A 22652-nucleotide genomic window follows, 5' to 3' on the forward strand; every position below is an offset into this window, starting at 1 on the left:
TCTTAACGGTAACCGAAACCGCAATTTCCGCCTTCCGAGTGCAGCAGTAACATATCGGATCGACAAACGCGACCGAATCAGCACTACGGAGGCCCCTGATGCGCCAAGCACTTGAACACCTCGAAGTCGAGACCGACGGACGCGGGCTCGTCGAAATAACGGAGCAGGTCCGCGAGTTCGTCGATCGGCAGTCGGTCGACATCGGCGTTCTGACGCTCTTTTGCCGTCACACGTCGGCATCACTGCTGATTCAGGAAAACGCCGATCCCTCCGTGCAGCGCGACCTCGAACGGTACTTCGAAACGATCGCGCCCGAGGACCCGAAGCGTTACGAGCACGGCACGGAAGGGCCCGACGATATGCCGGCTCACCTACGCACGGCTCTGACGCAGGTTCAACTATCGATCCCGATAGAACAGGGTCGCCTGGTGCTCGGCACCTGGCAGGGTATCTATCTGTTCGAGCACCGGCAACGCGCGCATTCGCGTGACGTCGTGGCTCATATCATCGGAAATTGACGCAACACATTTCAACGCACGTGCGCGATATCGAATCCGAAGAAGATCCGATATCGCGCACAGCGTCAGCGGCGAGACGCATCGCGCCTCCGTTTCACCATCAGGCGACCACCGCTTCCCGTTCTTCGTCTGCCGAGACGGTTTCTTGAGGCGCACTACGAATGAGATGATCGAACGCGCCGAGCGCGGCTTTCGCGCCTTCGCCGACGGCGATGACGATCTGCTTGAAAGGCACGGTCGTCACGTCGCCCGCGGCAAAGACGCCCGGCACTGACGTGGCTCCCTTCGCATCGACGACGATCTCGCCACGCTCGGACAGCTCGACCGTGCCCTTCAACCACTCCGTGTTAGGCACGAGACCGATTTGAACGAACACGCCTTCGAGCGCCACGCGTTTCGCCTCACCCGTACGCAGGTCCTTATAGACGAGGCCGTTGACCTTCGCACCGTCGCCTTCGATTTCGGTAGTCTGCGCACGCGTGACAACCGTCACGTTGGCAAGGCTCCTCAGCTTGCGCTGGAGCACTTCGTCGGCCCTCAGGCTCTCGCCGTACTCGATCAGCGTCACCTCGCGAACGATACCCGCGAGATCGATCGCCGCTTCGACGCCCGAATTGCCGCCGCCGATGACGGCGACGCGCTTGCCCTTGAACAGCGGGCCGTCGCAGTGCGGGCAATAGGCGACACCGCGGTTGCGATACTCGCGCTCGCCGGGCGCGCCGATCTCGCGCCACCGCGCACCGGTCGCAAGAACAATGGTTTTAGCCTTCAGCACGGCGCCGCTCGCGAGGCGGACCTCGTTCACCGCGCCCGGAATCAACGCTTGCGCGCGCTGCACGTCCATGATGTCGACTTCGTACTGCTTCACGTGCTGTTCCAGTGCCGTGGCAAACTTAGGTCCTTCTGTCTCCTGCACGGAAACAAAATTCTCGATGGCGAGCGTATCGAGCACCTGACCACCAAATCGTTCCGCAACGACGCCCGTCGCGATCCCCTTCCGGGCCGCGTATATCGCGGCAGCCGCACCGGCCGGCCCGCCGCCGACGATCAGCATGTCGAATACAGGCTTGTTCTCGAGCGCTTTCGCCGCTTTCGCTCCCGCATTCGTATCGAGCTTCGCGAGAATTTCCTTCACGCCGCTGCGGCCCTGCCCGAACACTTCGCCGTTCAGAAACATCGTCGGCACGGCCATGACCTCGCGCGCCTCGACTTCCTGCTGGAACAAGGCACCGTCGATCGCGACGTGGCGGATGCGCGGGTTGATCATCGCCATCACGTTGAGCGCCTGCACGACTTCAGGGCAGTTCTGGCAGCTCAGCGAGAAATAGGTTTCGAATTGATAGTCGCCGTCCAGCTCGCGAATCTGCTCGATCACCGCATCGTCGAGCTTCACCGGATGGCCGCCCACCTGCAGCAGCGCCAGCACGAGCGAAGTGAATTCATGGCCCATCGGAATACCGGCAAAGCGAATACCGGCCGGCTTGCCAAGCTCGCCGATCGAGAACGACGGCTTGCGCGCATCGTCGCCGCGGCGTTCGATGACGGTAATGTGCTCGGACAAAGCCTCGATGTCCCGAAGGAGTTCGGTCAGCTCTTGCGACTTTGCAGTATCGTCGACCGATGCGACGATCTCGATCGGCCGCGTGACTTTTTCGAGGTACGTTTTCAGTTGCGTCTTGAGGTTGGCGTCGAGCATGGTTCGTCCGATTGAGCTTTGCGAAGGGCGAGGGAGAGCCGCGGCGTCATCTCTTGGATGACGCCGCTCATGCAGCCTCGTCGGCTGCGGGGTGCTACTGGGAGCGATTAGATCTTGCCGACGAGATCGAGCGAAGGCTTCAGCGTCTCGGCGCCCGGCGTCCACTTCGCGGGGCAGACTTCACCCGGATGCGCGGCAACGTATTGCGCGGCCTGGACCTTGCGCAGCAGCTCGCCCGCATCGCGACCGATGCCGTTGTCGTGGATTTCGCAGAGCTTGATCTGGCCTTCGGGGTTGATCACGAACGTGCCGCGCAACGCGAGGCCTTCTTCTTCGATCATGACGTCGAAGTTGCGCGTGATCGCGCCGGTCGGATCGCCGATCATCGGATACTTGATCTTGCCGATGGCGTCCGACGTGTCGTGCCACGCCTTGTGCGTGAAGTGCGTGTCGGTCGACACGCTGTAGATCTCGACGCCAAGCTTCTGGAATTCAGCGTAGCGGTCCGCCAGGTCGGCGAGTTCGGTCGGGCAGACGAACGTGAAGTCCGCCGGATAGAAGACGACGACCGACCACTTGCCCTTCAGCGTTTCGTCGGTAACGGTCACGAAATCGCCGTTGTGAAATGCGGTGGCCTTGAACGGTTTGACTTGGCTGTTGATGATCGACATTTCGCCTGGATCCTCATGGTTGGGTGAAAGTGTGGCCATTATGCAGCCAGACTATCGAGCAGTGAATTCGATAATCTAAATCTATGCAATTGGCAAAAGCTATCGCCTCGTTCGAGTCGACCCTGCCCCTAGTTTTTCTTGTGACACGCTTCAGATTTTGCCGTTTGTCGATACCGTTGAACTGCCCGATAGTCGTGCTCCGGACGACTTCGTCCAAGACCATTCGATTAAAAGGAGCAAACGACAAAGATGGCTCATTCACCCAACCGCCGTGCATTGCTGCTAGCCGCGGTCGCGGCACCATTCGCGTTGGCGCTCGACGCACGCGCGATGTCAGGAGAGGAACGTGAAACGTCACGGACCAAGCTGGCGGCGATCGAAAAACAATTCGGAGGAAGGCTCGGCGTCTACGCCCTCGACACGGGTAGCGGTACCGAGATCCGTCATCGCGCCGACGAGCGCTTTCCGTTTTGCAGCACGTTCAAGATGGTTCTCGCATCCGCGGTACTCGCGAAGAGTGTCCACGAGGCAGGTCTCATGCAGCGACGGATCCAATACGCGCAAAGCGATCTCGTCAGCTACTCGCCCATTTCGGGCAAGCACGTCGCCGACGGCATGACGGTGGACGAGCTTTGCCGCGCCGCCGTCGAATTGAGCGACAACACGGCCGCGAACCAGCTGATCAAACTGCTGGGCGGTCCTGCCGCGGTGACCGCCTTCGCGCGCTCGATCGGCGACAAGACGTTCCGGCTCGATCGCTGGGAAACCGAGCTCAATACCGCGATACCGGGCGACCCGCGGGATACGACCACGCCGACGGCGATGGCGCACACGCTGCGAGCCGTTGCGCTCGGCAATGCGCTCCCCGACATGCAACGCGATATGCTCCAGACGTGGCTGCGCGGCTGTCAGACCGGCGCGAAGCGAATCAGGGCCGCGGTGCCGGCCGGTTGGGATGTCGGCGACAAGACAGGCACGGGCGACCACGGAACGGCCAACGACATTGCGGTCATCTGGCCGCCCTCACGCAAACCGATCGTCTTGGCCATTTATCACACGCAGGAAAAACCTGACACGCGCGGACGCGATGAGGCCATCGCTGACGCCGCGCGCGTCGTGGTCGCCCAATTGCAGCGAACCAGCTAACCCTGCTTGATATAGGAGGCGTAGCGACGCGACGCCGAGCCGCGTCATCACGCAGCGCGCGCACCGGACCGACCGCGGACAAAATCGATATGTGTCTGCATGGCCGTGCGCGCCTCTTCTGGCTTGCGAGTGCATATCGCCTCACAAAGCGCCTTGTGCTGCAGCAACAAAACGTCCGACGCCTCTTCGTCGTTTTCACGCAGGCCGGTGCCGCTCGTCGCGATATGTTCGCGCAGCATGCCGATCACGCTCGCGTGCAGATGAAGAAACATCGCGTTATGCGACGCGCGCGCAATCGCCTCGTGGAAGCTCGTATCGGCCCGTGCTTCGGCCGCCATATCGTTCGCTCGGCGAGCTTTCTCGAGGTCGCGCAGGAGCGCGCGGATATGCTTGCGGTCCTCGGCCGTCGCGCGCAATGCGGCGAAATAAGCCGTCGCCCCTTCGAGGACGCGGCGAAATTCGAGCATATCGTCGCGCAGCACGGGGTGATCGGCAACGAGCTGCCCCCATGGCGAGGCGATTCCGGTCCGCAAGCGGTCCGTCACGAATACGCCCGCTCCATGTCTCGCTTGCACGAGCCCGCGCGCCGCCAAGCGCTGGATTGCCTCGCGAACCGTATTGCGCGATACCGCATATTCGTTCGCCAGCGTGCGCTCGGCCGGCAGGCGCGCACCGGCAGGCCACGTGCCATCGATCAAGGCCGTCTCGAGCCGACGCATGACCGCTTCGACGCGTCCGCCTTCTTCGCCTTTCATCATCGTTCCAATTCCCACCGTCGCTGAGCCGGCTGACAAGCCGGAATCCACACGTCCATCACGCAGGCCAGCGACGCGAAGTGGTCCAACCAATTTGTGCATCAGGCCCGTGGACAGGATTATGCCCGGATCGCCGCACCCTCTCATCGCGCGTCAGGCGCGCAAGCGGCGCGATGGAGAAAATCATGCAGGAACGGCAGTATCCTTCGGTCCCGCCCAACGACGTCTATCTGTTCGCGACCTGTCTCGTCGACCTGTTCGTCCCGCAGGCCGGGCTCGATGCGGTCCGTCTTCTCGAGCGCGAAGGATTGACCGTGCATTTCCCGCGTGCGCAAAGCTGTTGCGGACAGCCCGCTTACAGCAGCGGCAATCCGGAGCACGCGCGCGAAGTAGCGCGTGCGCAGCTCGATCTGTTTGCCGAGCCATGGCCGGTCATCGTTCCTTCGGGTTCATGTGCGGGCATGATGCGCCATCACTGGCCGAAGCTGTTCGAAGGCGACCCGCAGGCGAGCGCGAAAGCGCGTGAGCTTGCGGCGCGCATCTACGAGCTCGGCGAATTCCTGCTGAACGTGGTCAAGCTCGACGTCACCCGTTACCTTGCTACCAAGCCGACGCCCGAGCGCGTGGTGCTGCACACTTCCTGCGCGGCACGACGCGAGATGGGCACGCGTCAGCACGGCGTGGCGCTCGTCGACGCAATGCCGGGCGTCACCCGCATCGATCACGAGCGCGAGTCGGAATGCTGCGGATTCGGTGGCACGTTTTCGCTGAAACATCCCGATATCTCGGGTGCGATGGTCTATGACAAGATCGCCTCTGCCTGCGCGACGGGCTGCGATCGCCTCGTGTCGGCCGACTGCGGCTGCCTGCTCAACATCGGCAATGCCGCCGCTTATCATGGCGCCCCACTACCGGTCGAGCATCTCGCGAGCTTTCTATGGCGCCGCACGGGCGGCGCCGGCGGAGATCAGCGCGACACGGGAGAAACGGCATGAGCGCACTCACTGCGCGCGAGCGAATTCTCGGCCGTCTTCGCGCCGCCGCCTCACAGCCTGAAATGCAAGTTGCCGAAATCGACAAACGCATCGACGCGCACTACGACGAGCGCCGCCGCGCCGCAGGCCCGACATCGAAGCGCGAACTGATCGAGGCGATGCATTCATCGCTGAAAACCTCGCATGCCGAGGTATGGTGTTCGAGCGCAACGTCGTGGCCTGGCGAAATCGCTCGACGTCTGGCGGAACATCGCGTGCGGCGGCTGCTCGTCGACCAAGGCAGCCGTGAAGGTGCCGCATTGGCGCACGCGCTGCCGCCCACTGTCGAAGCGCTGTCTTATGACCGGCCGATCGAAGCCTGGAAGCGGGAGCTGTTCGAGACGGTCGACGCGGGTTTCACCGTCGCGCGCTCGGGTATCGCCGCAACGGGAACGCTCGTCCTCGCACCCGATGCCGGCTCGCCGCGCACCGCTTCGCTCGCGCCGCCACTCCATATCACGCTCGTTCACGAACATACGTTGCACCCGGACCTGCATGCGGCGGCGCAAGCGGAGCGCTGGCATGAAGGCATGCCGACGAACCTCGTCCTTGTTTCGGGGCCGTCCAAGACCTCCGACATTCAGCAAACGCTCGCCTACGGGGCACACGGCCCTCGATGGCTATGGGTCGTCATCGTCACCGAATCGATCGATATCGAAGGAGACCGCCGATGAGCACGAGCCCGATGCAATTCGTTCCCGCCGCGGATTTCAAGGCGCGCGCACGAGCCGCACTGGACGACCCGTTGCTGCGCAAAAGCATGCGCGGAGCGATGAACTTTCTGCAAACGAAACGCGCGGCGCAGTTTCCCGACGAAGACGAGCGCGAAGCGCTGCGCGACCTTGGAGAAGCCGTTCGCCGGCACGCACTCGCGCGCTTGCCCGAATTGCTCGTGCAACTCGAGACGAAGCTGACGGCCGCGGGCGTCCGCGTCCATTGGGCCGAAACGAGCGACGAAGCGAACGCCATCATTCATGACATTGTCGCAAGCCACGGCGCGCGTCGCGTCATCAAGGGAAAATCGATGGCGAGCGAGGAGATGGAGCTCAACCATTACCTCGGCGAGCGCGGCATCGATTGCCTCGAGTCCGACATGGGCGAATACATCGTGCAGATGGCTGGCGAGAAGCCCTCGCACATCGTCATGCCGGCCATCCACAAAACGCGCGAGCAGATCGGCGAGCTGTTCGAAGCGCACATACCCGATACTCCGTATACGGAAGACGTCGACGAGTTGATCCAGACGGGCCGGCGAGCATTGCGGGGCGCATTCGTCGAAGCCGACGTCGGCATTTCGGGCGTCAACTTCGCGGCGGCTGACACGGGGACGTTGTGGCTCGTCGAGAACGAAGGCAACGGCCGGCTTTCCACGACGGTGCCCGGCGTGCACATCGCGATCATGGGCATTGAGAAGGTCGTGGCGAAGCTCGAGCACATCGTTCCGCTCGCGAGCCTGCTCACGCGCTCGGCAACCGGGCAGGCGATCACCACCTACTTCAATCTGATATCCGGCCCGCGACGGCCCGGCGAGCTCGACGGCCCGCGCCAAATGCATCTCGTGCTGCTCGACAACGGCCGCACGCAAGCCTATACCGACCAACAGTTGCGCGCGACACTGCAGTGCATTCGTTGCGGCGCATGCATGAACCACTGCCCGGTGTACTCACGCATCGGTGGGCAAGCGTACGGCACGACCTACCCTGGACCGATCGGCAAGATCATTTCCCCTCATTTACTGGGGCTCGACGCGACCGCCGATTTGCCGACAGCCTCGAGCCTTTGCGGCGCCTGCGGCGAAGTATGTCCGGTTCGCATACCGATTCCGCAATTGCTGGTGCGACTGAGAACGGAGGCAAATCGGGCACCGGACGAGCAGGTCGCGCACCCGCTGCGCGGCCAAGGCGCGAACCATAGTCGCGGCGAGCAGCTCATCTGGCGATTCTGGAGCGGTGCGTTCTCGCATCCGCGCGTGTATCGATTCTTCCGCTGGTCTGCCACGCGGCTGCGCGCCTTGACGCCCGCACGGCAAATGGGGTGGACTCAGCATCGGCTGCCGCTGAAACCGGCTGCGCGCAGCCTGTCCGACCTGCTGCGCGAGCGCGGGCAACCGGAATGACGACAAGGTCCGCAATCCGTTAGCACCACGAAAGAAACGCCATCAGCCCATCAGCTATCGTCCGTCGTGCGAGCACGGCTTCGCCAATCCTGGTTTAATTGGCGCGACGTAAAGCTACGCACCCGCACGAAATGGAGAGCCTCCCTGATGGATCGACGCACTGATGCCCCCTTCTTCGACCTTCTGACGCAAAGCTACCGCCGGTTCCTCGGCGAGGAGCTGGTACCGGCAGGCATGAGCGGGCCCGAAGGCGCACGCTGGCTCTACGAGTCGGCGCCGTTCCTTTTGCTTGCGCACGATACCGCGGCCGATCCGCTGTTCATCTATGGAAACAAGACTGCGCAGCGGCGGTTCGAATACGAATGGGATGAATTGGTCGGACTTCCCTCGCGCCTTTCCGCCGCGGCGCCCGATCGCAACGAGCGCAGCAACTTTATCGAGCGGGTGACGAAAGACGGGTACGCCAGGAACTATCGAGGCATTCGCATCGCGAAGTCCGGCAAGCAATTCTGGATCGAGCAGGCGAGCCTGTGGCAGCTCGTTGCTGACGATGGCATGCGGCACGGGCTTGCCGCGATGATCCCCACGACAGCCGACCTGAAGTGACCGGTGAGACGGCCAGTCGGCCAAGCACACCGGTCATCGGTGCGGTAAGCGTGGACCCTGTCAACGGGGCGGCGGCTTTTTCGGAGGCAGCGGCTGATCGAGGCCGGGCTCCGCCGGCGCGGGGATAGCATCACCGAGCGGCTCCGAAGTCTCGGCCGGCGGCGCCTCCGTCGGCTCCTCGGGATGCTCGCCCGTTTCGTCGGAAGTCTGATCAGGATGCGTTGTCGGCGGCAGTGGCCGATCGAGGCCCGGCTCCTCCGGCGCGGGCACGGCGTCGCCAATTGGCTTGGGCAGATCGGTGGGGCGTTCTAGCGGCGCCTCGTCAGGCGCTTCGCTTTTGCCAGGTTGTTCGCTCATCGCAGTCACCTCCCGATGGCGATGATGCCCGCGGGTCGGGAAGCATCGGTCGCGTCCGCATCGATGTATGCGGACGCCAACCAATTTACATTCCGTTGGCCGCGATGTCGAATCCGGGGCCGAACCGAAGCGGCTCAGCGCTTCTCCGTTACGATCCCAACAGCCCGGCTGCGATATTGACGCATAACCCGAGCACCGCCGCATTGAAGAAGAATGACAGGATCGATTGCGCGAGCGCGGTACGCCGCGCCTCTTTCGAGCAAACCGTGACGTCGGACGTCTGGGATGCCACGGCGATCGTGAACGAGAAATAAAGGAAGTCCCAGTAGTCGAGTTCTGGGTTTTCTTCCGGAAATTTCAACGATGTCTTGTCGCCCGACTGATGGTAGTAACGCGCATACTGCAGCGTGAAAATCGTTGGAATCAGGAGCCATGTGCCGACCATCGTCGCCCCTGTGAGCGTGTAATTCACAAGCGCGGCGCGGCCGCCGAGTCCCTTCGCCTGCGAGAGCTCGACGACGATCGCGACGATACTCGCGACGGCCGCGATTGTAATGATCGTCAGCATGGCCGTCGCGCCCTCGTCCTCGCGCTCGGCCACGCGTTGCACTTCGGCCGGGCTCGCCTTCGCCATCCTGAACCAGATCAGGATCAGAAAGACCCACATGCAACTATCCCATGCCAGCAGCGCGTGCTGAATGGGACGCAAATGCCAGGGATCCAGAAGGTAGGCAACGACACCGAAAATGAGACCGATGATGAAGCGGGGACGATTGGAGAAGAATCGCTGCGTCGAGCTCATTGTACTCATTCAGTGTCTTGGCCTTAAAGGGTTATGGCGCCACCCCGCGCACTGCAACGCATAGAGAGTAAAGCGAGGAGTTCGCCGTGATGAAAAGGCGGTTGCGCAGCCGCCCGCCGAATGTCAGGTTGGCGACGACTTCGGGAATCAAGATCTTGCCGAGCAGCTCGCCCGCGGGCGAGTAGCAGTGTACACCGTCGAGCGCGCTGGTCCAGACGTTGCCCTGCTCGTCGATCCGCATGCCGTCGGGGATGCCTTCCTGAATCTCGACAAACATGCGGCCGTTGCGCAACTTGCCGTCGACGACATCGAATACGCGGATATGATGCGGCCCATTCTCGAAGTGCGATGCCCCAGAATCCGCGATGTAGAGCCGGCTCTCGTCGGGGGAGAACGCAAGACCGTTCGGCTTCACGAAGTCGTCCGCAACGAGCACAGCCTCGCCCGTGCCGCTTTTCGGCTGCACGCAATAGACATTGCATCGGCCGATCTCGCTCTCGGCCCGGCCGCCTTCGTAGTCGCTGAGGATGCCGTAATCGGGATCGGTAAACCATACCGAGCCATCCGATTTGACGATGACATCGTTCGGCGAGTTGAGCCGTTTGCCGTCATAAGCCGAGGCCAGAACGGTGATGCTGCCGTCGTGCTCGGTGCGCGTGACGCGCCGCAGGCCATGCTCGCATGTCACGAGACGACCCTCTTGGTCCCGCGTATTGCCGTTCGAAAAGTTTGAATTCGCGCGGAAGACCCCCACGCCCATGCCCTGCACCCACCGGAGCATGCGGCTATTGGGGATGTCGCTCCATACGAGATAGTCGCCCGCCGGAAAGTAGACGGGGCCCTCGGCCCAAAGGCACTCGCCGTAGAGCTTTTCGAGCGGCGCATTCGGTTGGATCAGCGCGCGAAAGCGCGCGTCATGCACTTCGAAATCGGTCTTGTTCATGGGTGGGTTTGTTCGGACTGCCTTTTGGAGGAACGCCGGGCGTGGCGAGATTTTAATCTTATTACTCTGCAATTTCTAATTGCACCACCGGCGAACCTACAGTGATCGGGCGAACTCAGGCGAACGAGCGGCTGGCCGCCGCCGCGCGCTTGCGCAACCAGTTCATGCAGGCGAACAAAGCGATGGCGAACGCCATCAACAGCGTGGCCACGGCCAGGATCGACGGATCGATCTGATCGCGGATACCGCTCCACATCTGGCGCGGCACGGTCCGTTGCTCCGGCCCGCCGATAAACAGAATCACGATCACTTCGTCGAACGAAGTCGCAAAGGCGAAGATGCTGCCGGTCGCGACAGCCGGCGCGATCAGTGGAAGCGTGACGCGCCGGAAAGTCACCCACGGCGGAGCACCAAGGCCCGCCGCGGCGCGAAGCAACGTTTGATCGAACGAGAGCAGCGATGCCGTCACGGTAATGACGACGAACGGCGTCCCGAGCGCAGCATGCGAGAGCACCACGCCCGCATACGAATTCACGAGCCCGAGCGGCGAAAAGACGAGATAGAAACCCGCCGCGACGACCACGATCGGTACGATCATCGGCGACACGATGATCGGCATGACGATCGAGCGGAACGGAAACTGCGTCCGGCTCAACCCGAGCGCGGCGAGCGTGCCGAGCACCGTCGCGATCAGCGTCGCGGCCGCACCGATGCCGATGCTGTTCGCAAACGCGCGTTGCCAGTCCGGCGAACTCAGCGCCTGCGCATACCAGCGCAGCGAAAAGCCCTGCATCGGGTAGGAGAAGAACGAGCCCGAGTTGAACGACAGCGGCACGATCGCGAGAATCGGCGCAACGAGGAAAAAGAAAATGATCGCGCAATGCACGCGCAATCCGGCGCCAGCGATGCGCTCCGAAAGTAGCCGGGTCCGTCCGTCTTTCATCGGGTCCGCCTGTTGGTGAGCAATATGAAGGATCGTCGAGTCTTGCCGCCGCCGTTAGCCGAAGCGCAAGCGGTCGATACCGACCAGCCGGTTGAAGATGAAATAGAACAACGCCGTGAACACGATCAGATAGCACGACAGCGCACCCGCGAGGCCCCAGTTGAGCTGATCGTTGGTTTGCGATGCGATGAGCTGGCTGATCATCTCGTCGCCGGCGCCGCCGAGCAGGGCCGGCGTGATGTAATAGCCGAGCGCGAGCACGAACACGAGAAAGCATCCGGCGCCGACACCGGGCAGCGTCTGCGGAATATAGACGCGCGCAAAAGCCTCCGCCGGGTGCGCGCCGAGCGATTTCGCCGCGCGCATGTACACCGGCGAAACGTTTTTCATCACGGAGTAAATCGCGAGGATCATGTACGGCAGCAGGATATGCGTCATGCCGATCAACACTCCGGTGCGGTTGAACACGAGCGGTAATGGATGACCGACGATCCCGAAGCTCATCAATGCGCTGTTGATGACGCCACCGGGTTGCAGCAGCACATACCACGCAGTCGCGCGCACGAGCAGCGACGTCCAGAACGGGATGATCACGAAGAGCATCAGGCGGTTGCTCTGCTTTTCCGGCAACGTCGCGAGCAGATAGGCCACCGGGTAGCCGAACAGCAGGCATAACACGGTGACGGTCGCGCTGATCGTCACCGTGCGTGCAAAAGCTGCACGATAAACGGCACTATCGGCCGCAACGGTCGTCACCGAGCCATCGGCCCCGACCTGCACATCGACGGCGTTCAGCAAATAGTCGGGGGTCGGCGAGATGGACGCACGCTTGAGCAAGCGCCACGTTTCGGGCGCGTTCCACCGTGGGTCGAGCTCGATCAGCGCGGGCTTCCATTGCGCGAACGTCTGCGAGCGTGTGGCGCGCGCCGTCTTGAAGAGCAGGCTGCGGAACTCCGGCTGATAAAAGTTCATGCGTCGTGCGATGTTGCCGAGCTGACCGTTCTCGCCCGCATCCTTCAAGTCATGCGCGAGCGCGGCGAATACAGGCTCGCCGGGGACACCCGCACCGTTCCATCCAGCGAGCGCCGCGCTCAGCTCCGGCATGCCGACGCGCACTTCGGGGTTCCGCACGCTACGGCCGAGCAGGCTCGCAATCGGCGCGACGAACGTGACGAGGAGAAACACGAGCAGCGGCAATGCCAGCAGCAGTGCGCGCGCCGCAGCCTTGCGGCGCGCGGCGCGGAACGACTCGCGGTCCGCGGCCTGCGGGCCGCGATCAAAACGGACGGTGGCGGGCAGCGGCGTGTTCATCGCATTCCTGTCTCTCCGATCACGACTTTTCAGGCGGATGTGACTGCCTTATTGCGTCAGCCAGTTCTGAAACCGCTTGTTGATCGCATCGGCGTTGTCTGCCCAGAACGTTGCATCGATCTGCAGCGGACGCTTGAAGTTGTCCGGCGCCGTCGGCAGATCATTGAGGCGCGCCTTGTCGATCAGCGGAATAGCGTCCTTGCGCGGCGGCGCATAGGCGATGTACTTCGACAGATCGGCATACGCCTGGGGCGTCGAGGACGAGATGATGAACTTCTGCGCCGCGTCGGCATGCTTCGCGCCGTTGACCACCGCCCACCATTCGTAGTCGTACACCTGCGCATCCCAGACAATCTTGAACGGCTTCTTGTCCTGATGCACTGCATTGTCGATACGACCGTTATAAGCCTGCGTCATCACGACCGCGCCGTCGGCAAGAAGCTGCGGGGCCTGCGCACCCGCCTCCCACCAAACGATGCTCGACTTGATCGTGTCGAGTTTCTTGAACGCGCGATCGACGCCGGCAGGCGTGCCGAGTACTTTGTAGACATCCTTCGGCGCGACGCCGTCGGCGATCAGCGCCCACTCCATGGCCACCTTCGGCGACTTGCGCATTCCGCGCTTGCCGGGATATTTCTTCAAATCGAAGAAATCGTTGATGGTCGTCGGCGCGGTCTTCAGCTTGCTGGTGTCGTACGCATAAACGGTGGACCACACCATCGCCGCGACCGCGCAGTCGCTGATCGAGCCCGGCAGGAAATCGCTGGTTTTACCGAGCAACTTCTTGTCGAACTTTGCGATCAGGCCTTCGTCGCAGGCGGTGATCGCATCGTTGGTTTCGAGATCGATCAGATCCCAGGTCGGATTCTTCGCTTGTTCCATCGCCTGCAACTTGGCGAGGCCGCCGTCGTACGATTCGGTCGCGAACTGGTCGCCGGTCTTCGCCGTGAACGGCTCGAACCAGGCCTTTTTCGCGGCAGCTTCATAGGCCCCGCCGAAGGTCACGACGGAAATGGTATCGGCGGCATGAGCCGTGACCGCGGCAAATAAGCCAAACGCGCAGGTTGCGACGGTGGTCCGGAATGACGAGATGGTTTTCATTTCTAGTTGGCTCCTGCGATGAGTGGCGAGGCGGATGAAGAAGGGGAAGCAGCGGAGTAGTCGGCGCCGTCGGTCGATGCAGCGGCATGCGGCGTGGCCGCCGCGGCGGGCAGCACCTTGCAGTCGTCGCGGCGCCAGGTGACGGCCGTTTGACTGCCGAGGGCGGGCAGATCGTGGCGCTCGGTGTTCGGCACCTTGACCACGACGGTTTCGCCATGGCCGAGCTTCAGATGCACGCGGTGATGGTCGCCGCAATAGACGAGTTCCTCGACGAGCGCCTGCACGATGTTCATGCTCTGCCGTGCCGCTTCCTGGGTGGCTTCGAGCGTCGCCGCGATATGCGCGCGCTCAGGACGCAACGCTAGCATCGCGGTATCGCCGGTGGCGAGCCCCGCGCCCACTCGACCGTAGACCGTGCTGCCGTCGCGCAGTTGCAGCGCGGCCCATTCGCCGCCGCCCGCGAGGACGCGGCCGGTCAATCCGTTGTTCTCGCCGACAAAGTTCGCCACGAATGCATTGGCCGCGTTTTCGTAGAGCTCCGTCGGCGTGGCGGCCTGCTGAATGCGTCCGTCGGAGAACACGGCGACCCGATCCGACATCGTCAACGCTTCGTTCTGGTCGTGCGTCACATAGACGATCGTGAGCGAGAGCTCACGATGAAGCCTCATGATTTCGTACTGCATGCTTTCGCGCAGCCGCTTGTCGAGCGCACCGAGCGGCTCGTCCATCAGCACCACGCTAGGCTCGAACACGAGTGCACGGGCAAGCGCGACGCGCTGCTGCTGGCCGCCCGATAACTGCGCCGGCCGCCGTCCCGCCAGATGCGACAGCTCCACCATCTCGAGCGCGCGCATGACGCGTGTCTTCTGCTGGCCGCGGGCGATCTTGCGCACGGACAACGGAAACGCCACGTTCTCGGCGATCGTCATATGAGGGAATAGCGCGTAGTTCTGGAACACCATCCCGATGTCGCGCTGATGCGGCGGCTTATTGTCCAGACGCTTGCCGGCGAGGCGAATCTCGCCGCGCGTCGGCGATTCGAATCCCGCCAGCATCATCAGCGTCGTCGTCTTGCCCGAGCCGGACGGCCCGAGCAGCGACACGAACTCGCCTCGCGCCACGTCAAGGTCGAGCCCTTCGACGACGTTCGCTACGCCGTCATACGACTTGCTGACGCCCGAGAAAGAAATGAACGGATCGCTTGACATGAGAAGGTCGGCGGTTTGTTGGCTGTCCATACGCGGCGACGTGGTCACATTGCGCCGAGGCGACCCGCGAGGTAGCGCGCGAAGTCGTAGTTCGGCCGCTCTAGCGGGCTCAGGCGGCCGGGCTTGGCGAGCGGCGCGTGCACGCCGCGAAATACCGCCTCGACGCCGCGCCGGTCCTCGGCGTTCACTTCGTCGAGCAGTGTCTTCAACGTAGCCATGTAGTCGGCGGCTTTCGGATCGTCGATGAATTCCGGCGCGAGCCCGCCGCCGAAACGAATATGCACTTTCCCGACGCCCATCGGTTGCAGTATCAGATACCAGAAGTAGCCGGGGGTGAGCGTGACGAGATGCGTCGGATAGATCGCGAGCAGCGCGGTCGTGCGGCGCCAATGGCCTTGCAGGCGCTGGTTGGCCGGATGCGCGTTGCCGATCGGCAGCGTCGCCTCCTTGGTGATCCAGTGATAGTTGAACGCCCGGTGGCCCGGCGGGCACTCCATTTCGTCGAGCTTCGAGTGCGGGCCGACGGTTGCGCGATGCAGCATCGGCAGGTGATAGCTTTCCATGAAGTTTTCCGCGAGGATCTTCCAGTTGGTATCCCACACGTGCTCTTCGTGGAAAGTCTCGACGTAATCGGTCATCCCGTACGGTTCGATGAGCGCGCTCAGCTCGGCGAGCTGGGCCGAGACGGGCGGCGCATGTTCGTTGAGCGTCACATAGATCCAGCCTTGCCACGTTTCGCAGCGGATGGCGGGCAGCGCGTAGTGCTCTTTGCAAAAGCCCGGCTGGCGATCCATCAACGGGGCGCCGGCGAGCTTGCCGTCGAGCGTGTAGTTCCAGGCGTGATACGGGCAGACGATGCGATGCACGTTGCCGCGCCCTTCAAGCAGCACCGACATCCGATGCAGGCAGACGTTCGAAAGCGCACACAAAGCGCCGTCCGTATCGCGCAGCACGACCACCGGCTGGTCGCCGATGCGCGCCGTCAGGTAGTCGCCGCTTTGCGCGAGCGCGCTCGCCCGGCCCACGCACAACCACTCGTGCTCGAACAAATCCCGCTGCTCGAGCGTCAGAAACGCTTCCGACGTATAAACGCCAGGCGGCATCGCTCGTGCATCCTCGAACGGGCGCTCGCAGTTTTCGCGCAAGGCGCGGACAAGGTCGAATCCAGCGTCCGGCGAAAGTGGAAAGGCTGCCATGCGGGCCTCCTAGCGGTGCGTGCATGCGATGAGCACCAATCTAACAATCCAAATTACTAGGTAAAATATTGTTTTTGGATGCATTGAATAGCCCGAGCCTATGCGAAGCTGCTCCGGAGCCCGTCAGATGTGCAGACGGCGGATGTAGGTCTCGCAAAACGCCGCGAAACGCTTGACGACCTCGCGCGGCTTCACGGCGCTCGGCAACGCAATGCCAAGGTTCGTTGCATTGACGTTCTCCTTGAAACGCTTAATGACGAAGTCCTCACCGTCGACGGTTCGGCTCGACTTCAACGGGAAGTTCAGAATGCTGTAGCCCAACCCGTTGGCCACCATGCCACGCACGACTTCCGGCTGTGAAGAACGGAAGGCCGCGCTCGGGCGGCTGCCGACCGCATCGAAGAGCGCGGAGAAGTACTCCCGGCTATGCGGAAGGTCCAACATCACGTACGGCTCCGAAAGCAGATCGGCCAACGACACCTTGCGTGCCCGTGCGAGGCGGTGTGTCTTGGGCAGAATTGCATAAGGCGGCAGAGAAAGAAGTGGGGTAAACGCGATGCCGTCGCTGATATCGAGGCTGTAGGTGAGCGCGATATCGAGCGAGCCGTCGCGCAGTCCGTTGAGCAGCGTGTCCTGATGGCCTTCGGTGGTGCGAAAGGTGATCGCGGAGTGATCCTGCACGAAGCGGCTGATGATGCCGGGCATCAGCGGCGGGGCAAGCGATACCATGCAACCCAGCGAGATCGAGCCCGACATCCCGCCGTCCAGTTCTTTCGCCGCTAACTGCAGCTCTTCGGCGTTCTTCAACAGGTTGCGTGCATGGCCGAGCAGATCGCGGCCCGGTTGCGTGAGCGAAAGCCCGCTCGCGTGGTGGCGAACGAAGAGCTGCACACCGAACGATTCCTCCAGATCGGCGAGCGCCGTTGATATCGATGGCTGAGAAATGTGCAGCCGCTTCGCCGCGGCGGTGAAAGAAAGCGTCTCCGCCGTGACGACGAAATACCGTAGCTGACGCAACGAATAGCGCACCGAGTTGCCATCCATCTGCTTCCCCCCTTGGCCTGTCGCGTTCGATTGTCTCTCGTCGATCGCCCGTTTGCATAGCGAAAACCGATGCAAAGCATTTTTTAAATATATTTTTCCGTAGCCCCGACGGAGCGTAGATTCTGTCGGAACGCGGCCGGGCAAATCGTGACACGCTGTTGCCAGTTCCAGCGAAGCGATCGTCGACGCGCCTCGACGACGGAGACGTCGTGGAAGACGGATCTGAACCGGACTGCTTTTCGGAAGGAGACAGCCATGACGGCTGACAAATCGTCGATCGACACGCTCGTCGTGGGGGCCGGTCAGGCTGGCGTGGCAATGAGCGAACATCTGACCCGGCTGAGCGTGCCGCATCTCGTGCTCGAGCGCGACCGTATCGCGGAGCGCTGGCGCACGTGCCGCTGGGATTCGCTGGTCGCCAATGGCCCGGCCTGGCACGACCGCTTTCCCGGCATGGAATTCGAAGGCCTCGATCCCGACGCCTTCGCGACGAAGGATCAGGTCGCCGATTACTTCGAGACCTATGCGCGCAAGTTCAACGCGCCGATCCGCACGGGCGTCGAAGTGACGAGCGTCGTTCGGCAGATCGGCAGGCCGGGCTTTACGGTCGAAACCTCCGACGGCACGATCGAGGCCAATCGCGTCGTCGTCGCGACGGGGCCGTTCCAGCGTCCGGTCATTCCGCCGATCGCACCGCGGGACGCGAATCTCACGCAGCTTCATTCGGCCGACTATCGCAATCCCGCGCAATTGCCCGAGGGCGCCGTGCTCGTGGTCGGCGCGGGTTCGTCGGGCGTGCAGATCGCGGACGAGCTTTTGCGCGCGGGCCGCAGGGTCTATTTGTCGGTCGGCGCGCACGATCGTCCGCCGCGCGCTTACCGCAATCGCGATTTCTGCTGGTGGCTCGGCGTGCTCGGCGAATGGGACAAGGAAGCCGCGGGTCCGGGGCGCGAGCACGTGACGATCGCGGTGAGCGGCGCGTACGGCGGCAAAACGATCGATTTCCGCGGGCTCGCGCACCAGGGCATGACGCTCGTCGGTACGACGAAATCGTTCGAGATGGGCGTCGCGACGTTCGAGCAGGATCTCGCCGCGAATTTGAAGCGCGGCGACGACAATCTGATGTCCCTGCTCGACGCGGCCGATGCCTATGTCATCCGTAACGGCATCGATCTGCCGGAAGACCCCGCGGCGCGCATCATCCCACCCGATCCGGAATGCGTGACGCATCCGCTCGCCGAACTCGACCTGACGAAGGCGGGCGTGAACACGATCATCTGGGCGACCGGCTATTCGATCGACTTCAGTTGGCTGCACGTCGATACGTTCGACGAAAAGGGCAAGCCCCGACATCAGCGCGGCGTTTCAAAGGAGCCCGGTCTCTATTTCCTCGGCTTGCCCTACCTGTCGCACCGCGGATCGTCGTTCATCTGGGGCGTCTGGCACGACGCCAAGCGCATCGCCGATCACATCGTCACGCAGCGCCGCTACTTCGCCTATCACGACGCGTCGCAGCGTCGGCAGGACGCAGGCAACGCGCATACCGCCGACTCCAGCGGCGCCGAGTGCGACGGTGGCGCATCGCACTCACATCGAGCCAACGAAATAGGAGTGAATTGATGCCGACGCATACTCGCATCCGCATGTTCAATACGAAAGACACCTACCCGAACCAGTCGCTCGACAACGATCTCTGTCAGGCCGTCCGCGCGGGCAACACGGTCTATGTACGCGGCCAGGTCGGCACCGATTTCGACGGCAACCTGATCGGGCTCGGCGATCCTCGCGCGCAAGCCGAGCAGGCAATGAAAAACGTCAAGCAACTGCTGGAAGAGGCAGGCAGCGACCTCTCGCACATCGTCAAGACGACCACCTACCTCATCGACCCGCGCTATCGCGAGCCGGTGTATCAGGAAATCGGCAAGTGGCTGAAGGGCGTCTACCCGATTTCGACGGGGCTCGTCGTCAGCGCGCTCGGCCAGCCGCAATGGCTGATGGAGATCGACGTCATCGCGGTAATTCCGGATAGCTGGAACCCCACTCAGGTGTAGGGAGCCGATCATGACTTTCTCGATCGTCGGACGTTGCCGACAAACGGGCCAACTCGGCGTTGCGATCAGTTCGTCGAGCATCGCGGTAGGCGCGCGGTGTCCATGGGCGCGCGCGGGCGTCGGCGCGGTGGCGACGCAGAATGTCACGCTGCCCGCGCTCGGCCCGCGGATTCTCGATCTGCTCGAACATGAGCGGATCGCGCCCGATGCGGCGCTCGAACGAGCGTTGAGCGAAAGCGAATGGAGCGAGTACCGACAGGTGACGGTGGTCGACAGTCAAGGCCGAACCGCGATGTTCACCGGCAAGGAAGCACTCGGCGTGCATCACGCGGTGGCCGGCGATCAGTGTGTCGCGGCGGGTAACCTGCTTGCCGACCGACACGTGATCGATGCAATGGTGAAAGCCTTCGAGCAGACGCAAGGCGCGCTCGCCGATCGGCTGATGCAGGCCATGCACGCCGCGGTCGAAGCCGGCGGCGAAGCGGGACCGGTGCATTCGGCCGCGCTCACGATCGTCGACGCACCTATCTGGCCTGTCGTCGATCTGCGCGTCGACTGGGCGGACGACGACCCGATCGCCCGACTCCACGCGCTATGGCAAGCCTACCGGCCACAGATGCACGATTACGTCGTGCGCGCGCTCAACCCAACCGCGGCCCCGAGCTACGGCGTGCCGGGCGACGAGTGAACGATCGAGCCGCATGCGGCGCGGCGGGCTACAACGCCGCGATGCGTGCGCGAAACTGCTCCGTGCCGGCCACGATCTTGTCGAGCACAGCGTCAAGCGCCCAGAAGCGCTCGCGGACGTCATAGTCGATCGCACGACAACGAATCGACTGAAACGTGCCGATGCGCTGGTGGTACATCTTCGCGAGCGCCGGATAGCCGAGCGCTTCCGATACCGCGGCGACGACGAGGAATGCCGATAGTTCCTCGGCCAGCGCGGGGGCCGTCGCGCTGCGCGTGCGCAGCCACTGATAGAGGTCGGGGTGAAAGTTCGTGAATACCCCGTTGAACCCCGCTGAACCCGACTTCATTGCGTCCCAGGCGATCGCCGCGTTCGCGTTGAGAATCTTCAGCGATGAGCCGCGCGCGAGTGCGACACGCCGCTTCACCGTTTCGAGGTCGCAGCTCACGTCCTTCAGCATGACGAAGCGGCCGCTATCGATACAGGCTTTCAATTCGTCGTCACTCAAGAGCCGGCGATAAGGCGCGGGACATTCATAAAGGCCGAGCGGGACGTCGGACGGCAGGCGCGAGAGCAGCTGTTTCAAATTCGCGAGAAACGTCTCGCTTCCCTGCCGGTGCGGATCGAGACGGTTCGTGACGAGGACGATTCCCTGCGCCCCCGACTCCGCGGCCACCGTCAACTCTTCGACCTGCGCATCGAGCGCGTGGCTGATATGGCCCGACACGACGACGGGCACGCGGCCGGCTACGCGATCGACGACGAAGCGCGCCAACTGATAGCGCTCGCTGAGACTGAGGAATTGCATCTCGCTCGACTGCGCGACGGCGAAGAGCGCGTCCGTGCCGTGCTGCAGGTACCATTCGATAAGGCGCTCGAGCCCGCCGTAGTCGATTGCGCCGCTATCGTCGAACGGCGTCAGCATGACCGGCACGATGCCTTCGATCGATTTCCCGGACTGCACTGCATGGACCATCACATCCTCCTTTGATCTTTCAAGATTGGGCAGCGGGCGCTTCGCCCGACGGCGCGGCGGCCGCGGCATGCGCCGACTGCTCGGGGATCGGCTTTCTGACGAGCAGCAGATAGGCCATCGCGCCGATAAACGCAATCGCGGCGGCCGTGAGCAGCGCCGGGACGAATGACCACTTTTGCGCGATGAAGCCGGTGACGATTGGGGCGAGCGAACCGCCGATAAAGCCGCCGAAGTTCTGAATCGAGCCGAGCGAAGCGACGCGGTTCGGCGGAGCGGCGGCCGTCGCGAGCGCCCACGAGCACGCTGATGCCGCGTTGGCCAGAAAAATGACGACCGAAATGCAGGCGATCGCCACGGTATTGCTTTGCGCGAGCGCCGCGGGGATCGTGAAGGCGACCATGCCGAGCATGGCGACCACCGCCGCGTTGCGCCGGCTCGCGACGGCGTTCCGACTGCCGCGCGTGATCAAGTCCGAAAACCAGCCCGCGGACAGGGCGCCGATGAACCCGCAGAAGAACGGGACCGACGCGGCGAAGCCCGTGCGCAGCAGGCTCATGTGACGTTCCGTCGTCAAATAGGCCGGCAGCCAGGTCAGATAGACCCAGTTCAAGTAAACGGAGCCGAAAAAGCCGATCAACATGCCCCAAGTCGTGACGTGCGAAAACAGTTCGCGCCAGTCCGCGAAAGTCACCTTGGGCGCAATGACACCCCGCTCGGCACCCGCATCGAGGTAGCGGCACTCGTCGACGGAAAGCCGCGAGCGCTCAGGATCACGGTATAGCGCGAACCAAACGAGTGCGACGACGATGCCCGCCGCGCCGGTCGCGATAAACGCCCAGCGCCAGCTGAACGAGACGACGAGAATCGAAAGCACGAGCGGCGCAAGCGCGGTGCCGAGCGGCGACGCCGCGTTGAAGATGCCGGTCGGCGTTCCGCGCTCGCGCAGCGGAAACCAATTACTGACGACGCGCGCGGCCGAGGGGAACTGCGGGGCTTCGCCGATACCGAGCGCGATGCGCGCGACGATGAACCAGCCGAACGTCGCCACCAGGCCGCCGGCGGCCTGCGCAAGCGACCAGAGAATCAAGCCCGCGCCGAGCAGCCGGCGCGGTCCGATGCGGTCGGCCAGCCCGCCCATCGGCAACTGACAGAGTGCGTAGCTCCACGAAAACGCCGACAGCAAGACGCCCATCTGCCCCATCGACAATCCGAGATCGCCGCGAATCGAAGCATTCGCGACCGCAAGCGTGCCGCGATCCAGATAGTTGACGGCGCCGCTCACTACCAGCAACGCAAGCGCCACGCGCTGCGCGCGGCGAATGCGCGGCGACGCGCTTGGCTCGGATGAGGTCTCTTTCATCGACGTTGTCTCCATATAGTGATCGGCTGGCCTGTCCATGGTGGCGCAGCGCAGATTGCGTTGCGTTGCGTGTAATCGCTTACATCAGCAAACAGCGAACGGCCAGCTGCTGTGAATCTCGTGGAACATG

Annotated in this window: 23 protein-coding genes; 9 read left to right on the plus strand and 14 right to left on the minus strand. The window is 63.0% G+C overall.

The window, feature by feature from the left end:
- Positions 1-98: 98 nt before the first annotated feature.
- A complete protein-coding gene (locus tag C9I57_RS01950; protein ID WP_107148949.1) occupies positions 99-518 on the plus strand; it encodes a secondary thiamine-phosphate synthase enzyme YjbQ in 420 nt (139 codons plus the stop codon).
- 100 nt (positions 519-618) lie between these two features.
- Here the strand turns inward: C9I57_RS01950 and ahpF are convergent, their stop codons facing one another.
- Together ahpF and ahpC are read right to left on the minus strand one after the other, a co-directional pair.
- Positions 619-2214 (minus strand): alkyl hydroperoxide reductase subunit F, encoded by a 1596-nt coding sequence (ahpF, locus tag C9I57_RS01955; RefSeq protein ID WP_107148950.1) that lies wholly within the window; start codon positions 2212-2214, stop codon positions 619-621.
- 107 nt (positions 2215-2321) lie between these two features.
- Positions 2322-2885: an alkyl hydroperoxide reductase subunit C gene (ahpC, locus tag C9I57_RS01960; protein WP_018444283.1), complete on the minus strand. Its 564-nt coding sequence runs from the start codon at positions 2883-2885 to the stop codon at positions 2322-2324.
- A gap of 249 nt (positions 2886-3134) precedes the next feature.
- On the opposite strand from ahpC, the gene bla reads away from it, so the two are divergent.
- The gene (bla, locus tag C9I57_RS01965; protein ID WP_107148951.1) at positions 3135-4031 is read left to right on the plus strand and encodes a class A beta-lactamase; all 897 of its coding nucleotides are present in this window, start codon (positions 3135-3137) and stop codon (positions 4029-4031) included.
- 47 nt (positions 4032-4078) lie between these two features.
- On the opposite strand, the gene C9I57_RS01970 is transcribed toward bla, so the two are convergent.
- Positions 4079-4789 carry a FadR/GntR family transcriptional regulator gene (locus tag C9I57_RS01970; RefSeq protein ID WP_258187451.1) on the minus strand — a complete coding sequence of 237 codons (711 nt, stop codon included), beginning with the start codon at positions 4787-4789 and terminating at the stop codon, positions 4079-4081.
- A gap of 182 nt (positions 4790-4971) precedes the next feature.
- On the opposite strand from C9I57_RS01970, the gene C9I57_RS01975 reads away from it, so the two are divergent.
- The 4 genes from C9I57_RS01975 to C9I57_RS01990 all read left to right on the plus strand — a co-directional run bounded on the left by C9I57_RS01975 (position 4972) and on the right by C9I57_RS01990 (position 8542).
- Positions 4972-5781: a (Fe-S)-binding protein gene (locus C9I57_RS01975; RefSeq protein ID WP_107149246.1), complete on the plus strand. Its 810-nt coding sequence runs from the start codon at positions 4972-4974 to the stop codon at positions 5779-5781.
- Positions 5778-6494: a LutC/YkgG family protein gene (locus tag C9I57_RS01980; RefSeq protein WP_107148952.1), complete on the plus strand. Its 717-nt coding sequence runs from the start codon at positions 5778-5780 to the stop codon at positions 6492-6494. The genes C9I57_RS01975 and C9I57_RS01980 overlap by 4 nt, the downstream gene beginning before the upstream one ends.
- On the plus strand, positions 6491-7936 hold the full coding sequence (locus C9I57_RS01985; RefSeq protein ID WP_107148953.1) for a LutB/LldF family L-lactate oxidation iron-sulfur protein: 1446 nt from the start codon (positions 6491-6493) through the stop codon (positions 7934-7936). Before C9I57_RS01980 ends, C9I57_RS01985 begins: the two co-directional genes overlap by 4 nt.
- A gap of 147 nt (positions 7937-8083) precedes the next feature.
- A complete protein-coding gene (locus tag C9I57_RS01990) occupies positions 8084-8542 on the plus strand; it encodes an MEKHLA domain-containing protein (protein ID WP_107148954.1) in 459 nt (152 codons plus the stop codon).
- Positions 8543-8602: 60 nt separating this feature from the next.
- On the opposite strand, the gene C9I57_RS01995 is transcribed toward C9I57_RS01990, so the two are convergent.
- The 9 genes from C9I57_RS01995 to C9I57_RS02035 all read right to left on the minus strand — a co-directional run bounded on the left by C9I57_RS01995 (position 8603) and on the right by C9I57_RS02035 (position 17447).
- Positions 8603-8899, minus strand: coding sequence for a hypothetical protein (locus C9I57_RS01995; protein WP_107148955.1), 297 nt, complete (start codon positions 8897-8899; stop codon positions 8603-8605).
- A 148-nt stretch (positions 8900-9047) separates the two neighbouring features.
- On the minus strand, positions 9048-9701 hold the full coding sequence (locus C9I57_RS02000; RefSeq protein WP_107148956.1) for a DUF1345 domain-containing protein: 654 nt from the start codon (positions 9699-9701) through the stop codon (positions 9048-9050).
- Positions 9702-9732: 31 nt separating this feature from the next.
- Entirely contained in the window at positions 9733-10644 is a 912-nt protein-coding gene (locus tag C9I57_RS02005; RefSeq protein WP_107148957.1) for an SMP-30/gluconolactonase/LRE family protein, read from the minus strand.
- Positions 10645-10759: 115 nt separating this feature from the next.
- The gene (locus tag C9I57_RS02010) at positions 10760-11587 is read right to left on the minus strand and encodes an ABC transporter permease (protein ID WP_107148958.1); all 828 of its coding nucleotides are present in this window, start codon (positions 11585-11587) and stop codon (positions 10760-10762) included.
- A gap of 54 nt (positions 11588-11641) precedes the next feature.
- Positions 11642-12898, minus strand: a complete 1257-nt coding sequence (locus tag C9I57_RS02015; RefSeq protein ID WP_107148959.1) for an ABC transporter permease subunit — start codon at positions 12896-12898, stop codon at positions 11642-11644.
- A 48-nt stretch (positions 12899-12946) separates the two neighbouring features.
- The gene (locus tag C9I57_RS02020; protein WP_107148960.1) at positions 12947-13999 is read right to left on the minus strand and encodes an ABC transporter substrate-binding protein; all 1053 of its coding nucleotides are present in this window, start codon (positions 13997-13999) and stop codon (positions 12947-12949) included.
- Positions 14000-14001: 2 nt separating this feature from the next.
- On the minus strand, positions 14002-15207 hold the full coding sequence (locus tag C9I57_RS02025) for an ABC transporter ATP-binding protein (RefSeq protein WP_107148961.1): 1206 nt from the start codon (positions 15205-15207) through the stop codon (positions 14002-14004).
- A 44-nt stretch (positions 15208-15251) separates the two neighbouring features.
- Complete coding sequence (locus tag C9I57_RS02030) at positions 15252-16403, minus strand: SRPBCC family protein (RefSeq protein ID WP_107148962.1); 1152 nt, start codon at positions 16401-16403, stop codon at positions 15252-15254.
- Positions 16404-16526: 123 nt separating this feature from the next.
- Positions 16527-17447, minus strand: a complete 921-nt coding sequence (locus tag C9I57_RS02035) for a LysR family transcriptional regulator (RefSeq protein WP_107148963.1) — start codon at positions 17445-17447, stop codon at positions 16527-16529.
- 255 nt (positions 17448-17702) lie between these two features.
- Between C9I57_RS02035 and C9I57_RS02040 the strand changes: the two genes are divergently transcribed.
- The 3 genes from C9I57_RS02040 to C9I57_RS02050 are packed head-to-tail and all read left to right on the plus strand — an operon-like array spanning position 17703 to position 20186.
- Entirely contained in the window at positions 17703-19067 is a 1365-nt protein-coding gene (locus C9I57_RS02040; RefSeq protein ID WP_107148964.1) for a flavin-containing monooxygenase, read from the plus strand.
- On the plus strand, positions 19067-19498 hold the full coding sequence (locus C9I57_RS02045; RefSeq protein WP_107148965.1) for a RidA family protein: 432 nt from the start codon (positions 19067-19069) through the stop codon (positions 19496-19498). Before C9I57_RS02040 ends, C9I57_RS02045 begins: the two co-directional genes overlap by 1 nt.
- A 10-nt stretch (positions 19499-19508) precedes the next feature.
- A complete protein-coding gene (locus C9I57_RS02050; RefSeq protein ID WP_107148966.1) occupies positions 19509-20186 on the plus strand; it encodes a DUF1028 domain-containing protein in 678 nt (225 codons plus the stop codon).
- Positions 20187-20214: 28 nt separating this feature from the next.
- Here the strand turns inward: C9I57_RS02050 and C9I57_RS02055 are convergent, their stop codons facing one another.
- Together C9I57_RS02055 and C9I57_RS02060 are read right to left on the minus strand one after the other, a co-directional pair.
- On the minus strand, positions 20215-21162 hold the full coding sequence (locus tag C9I57_RS02055; protein ID WP_107148967.1) for a dihydrodipicolinate synthase family protein: 948 nt from the start codon (positions 21160-21162) through the stop codon (positions 20215-20217).
- A gap of 19 nt (positions 21163-21181) precedes the next feature.
- Positions 21182-22522 (minus strand): MFS transporter, encoded by a 1341-nt coding sequence (locus tag C9I57_RS02060; protein ID WP_258187453.1) that lies wholly within the window; start codon positions 22520-22522, stop codon positions 21182-21184.
- Positions 22523-22652 lie beyond the last annotated feature (130 nt).

Origin of the sequence: Trinickia symbiotica (assembly GCF_003028655.1) — a bacterium.
Classification (GTDB): domain Bacteria; phylum Pseudomonadota; class Gammaproteobacteria; order Burkholderiales; family Burkholderiaceae; genus Trinickia; species Trinickia symbiotica_A.

Bases quoted from the DNA above. Each gene is read 5' to 3' on its own strand.
- C9I57_RS01980 (WP_107148952.1), top strand. From the start codon at position 5,778: ATGAGCGCACTCACTGCGCGCGAGCGAATTCTCGGCCGTCTTCGCGCC.
- C9I57_RS02015 (WP_107148959.1), bottom strand. From the start codon at position 12,898: ATGAACACGCCGCTGCCCGCCACCGTCCGTTTTGATCGCGGCCCGCAG.
- C9I57_RS02000 (WP_107148956.1), bottom strand. From the start codon at position 9,701: ATGAGCTCGACGCAGCGATTCTTCTCCAATCGTCCCCGCTTCATCATC.
- C9I57_RS01985 (WP_107148953.1), top strand. From the start codon at position 6,491: ATGAGCACGAGCCCGATGCAATTCGTTCCCGCCGCGGATTTCAAGGCG.
- C9I57_RS02010 (WP_107148958.1), bottom strand. From the start codon at position 11,587: ATGAAAGACGGACGGACCCGGCTACTTTCGGAGCGCATCGCTGGCGCC.
- C9I57_RS02040 (WP_107148964.1), top strand. From the start codon at position 17,703: ATGACGGCTGACAAATCGTCGATCGACACGCTCGTCGTGGGGGCCGGT.
- C9I57_RS02055 (WP_107148967.1), bottom strand. From the start codon at position 21,162: ATGGTCCATGCAGTGCAGTCCGGGAAATCGATCGAAGGCATCGTGCCG.
- C9I57_RS02035 (WP_107148963.1), bottom strand. From the start codon at position 17,447: ATGGATGGCAACTCGGTGCGCTATTCGTTGCGTCAGCTACGGTATTTC.
- C9I57_RS01975 (WP_107149246.1), top strand. From the start codon at position 4,972: ATGCAGGAACGGCAGTATCCTTCGGTCCCGCCCAACGACGTCTATCTG.
- bla (WP_107148951.1), top strand. From the start codon at position 3,135: ATGGCTCATTCACCCAACCGCCGTGCATTGCTGCTAGCCGCGGTCGCG.
- C9I57_RS01990 (WP_107148954.1), top strand. From the start codon at position 8,084: ATGGATCGACGCACTGATGCCCCCTTCTTCGACCTTCTGACGCAAAGC.
- C9I57_RS02045 (WP_107148965.1), top strand. From the start codon at position 19,067: ATGCCGACGCATACTCGCATCCGCATGTTCAATACGAAAGACACCTAC.
- C9I57_RS02030 (WP_107148962.1), bottom strand. From the start codon at position 16,403: ATGGCAGCCTTTCCACTTTCGCCGGACGCTGGATTCGACCTTGTCCGC.
- C9I57_RS01970 (WP_258187451.1), bottom strand. From the start codon at position 4,789: ATGATGAAAGGCGAAGAAGGCGGACGCGTCGAAGCGGTCATGCGTCGG.
- C9I57_RS02060 (WP_258187453.1), bottom strand. From the start codon at position 22,522: ATGAAAGAGACCTCATCCGAGCCAAGCGCGTCGCCGCGCATTCGCCGC.
- C9I57_RS01950 (WP_107148949.1), top strand. From the start codon at position 99: ATGCGCCAAGCACTTGAACACCTCGAAGTCGAGACCGACGGACGCGGG.
- ahpF (WP_107148950.1), bottom strand. From the start codon at position 2,214: ATGCTCGACGCCAACCTCAAGACGCAACTGAAAACGTACCTCGAAAAA.
- C9I57_RS02025 (WP_107148961.1), bottom strand. From the start codon at position 15,207: ATGTCAAGCGATCCGTTCATTTCTTTCTCGGGCGTCAGCAAGTCGTAT.
- C9I57_RS01995 (WP_107148955.1), bottom strand. From the start codon at position 8,899: ATGAGCGAACAACCTGGCAAAAGCGAAGCGCCTGACGAGGCGCCGCTA.
- ahpC (WP_018444283.1), bottom strand. From the start codon at position 2,885: ATGTCGATCATCAACAGCCAAGTCAAACCGTTCAAGGCCACCGCATTT.
- C9I57_RS02020 (WP_107148960.1), bottom strand. From the start codon at position 13,999: ATGAAAACCATCTCGTCATTCCGGACCACCGTCGCAACCTGCGCGTTT.
- C9I57_RS02005 (WP_107148957.1), bottom strand. From the start codon at position 10,644: ATGAACAAGACCGATTTCGAAGTGCATGACGCGCGCTTTCGCGCGCTG.
- C9I57_RS02050 (WP_107148966.1), top strand. From the start codon at position 19,509: ATGACTTTCTCGATCGTCGGACGTTGCCGACAAACGGGCCAACTCGGC.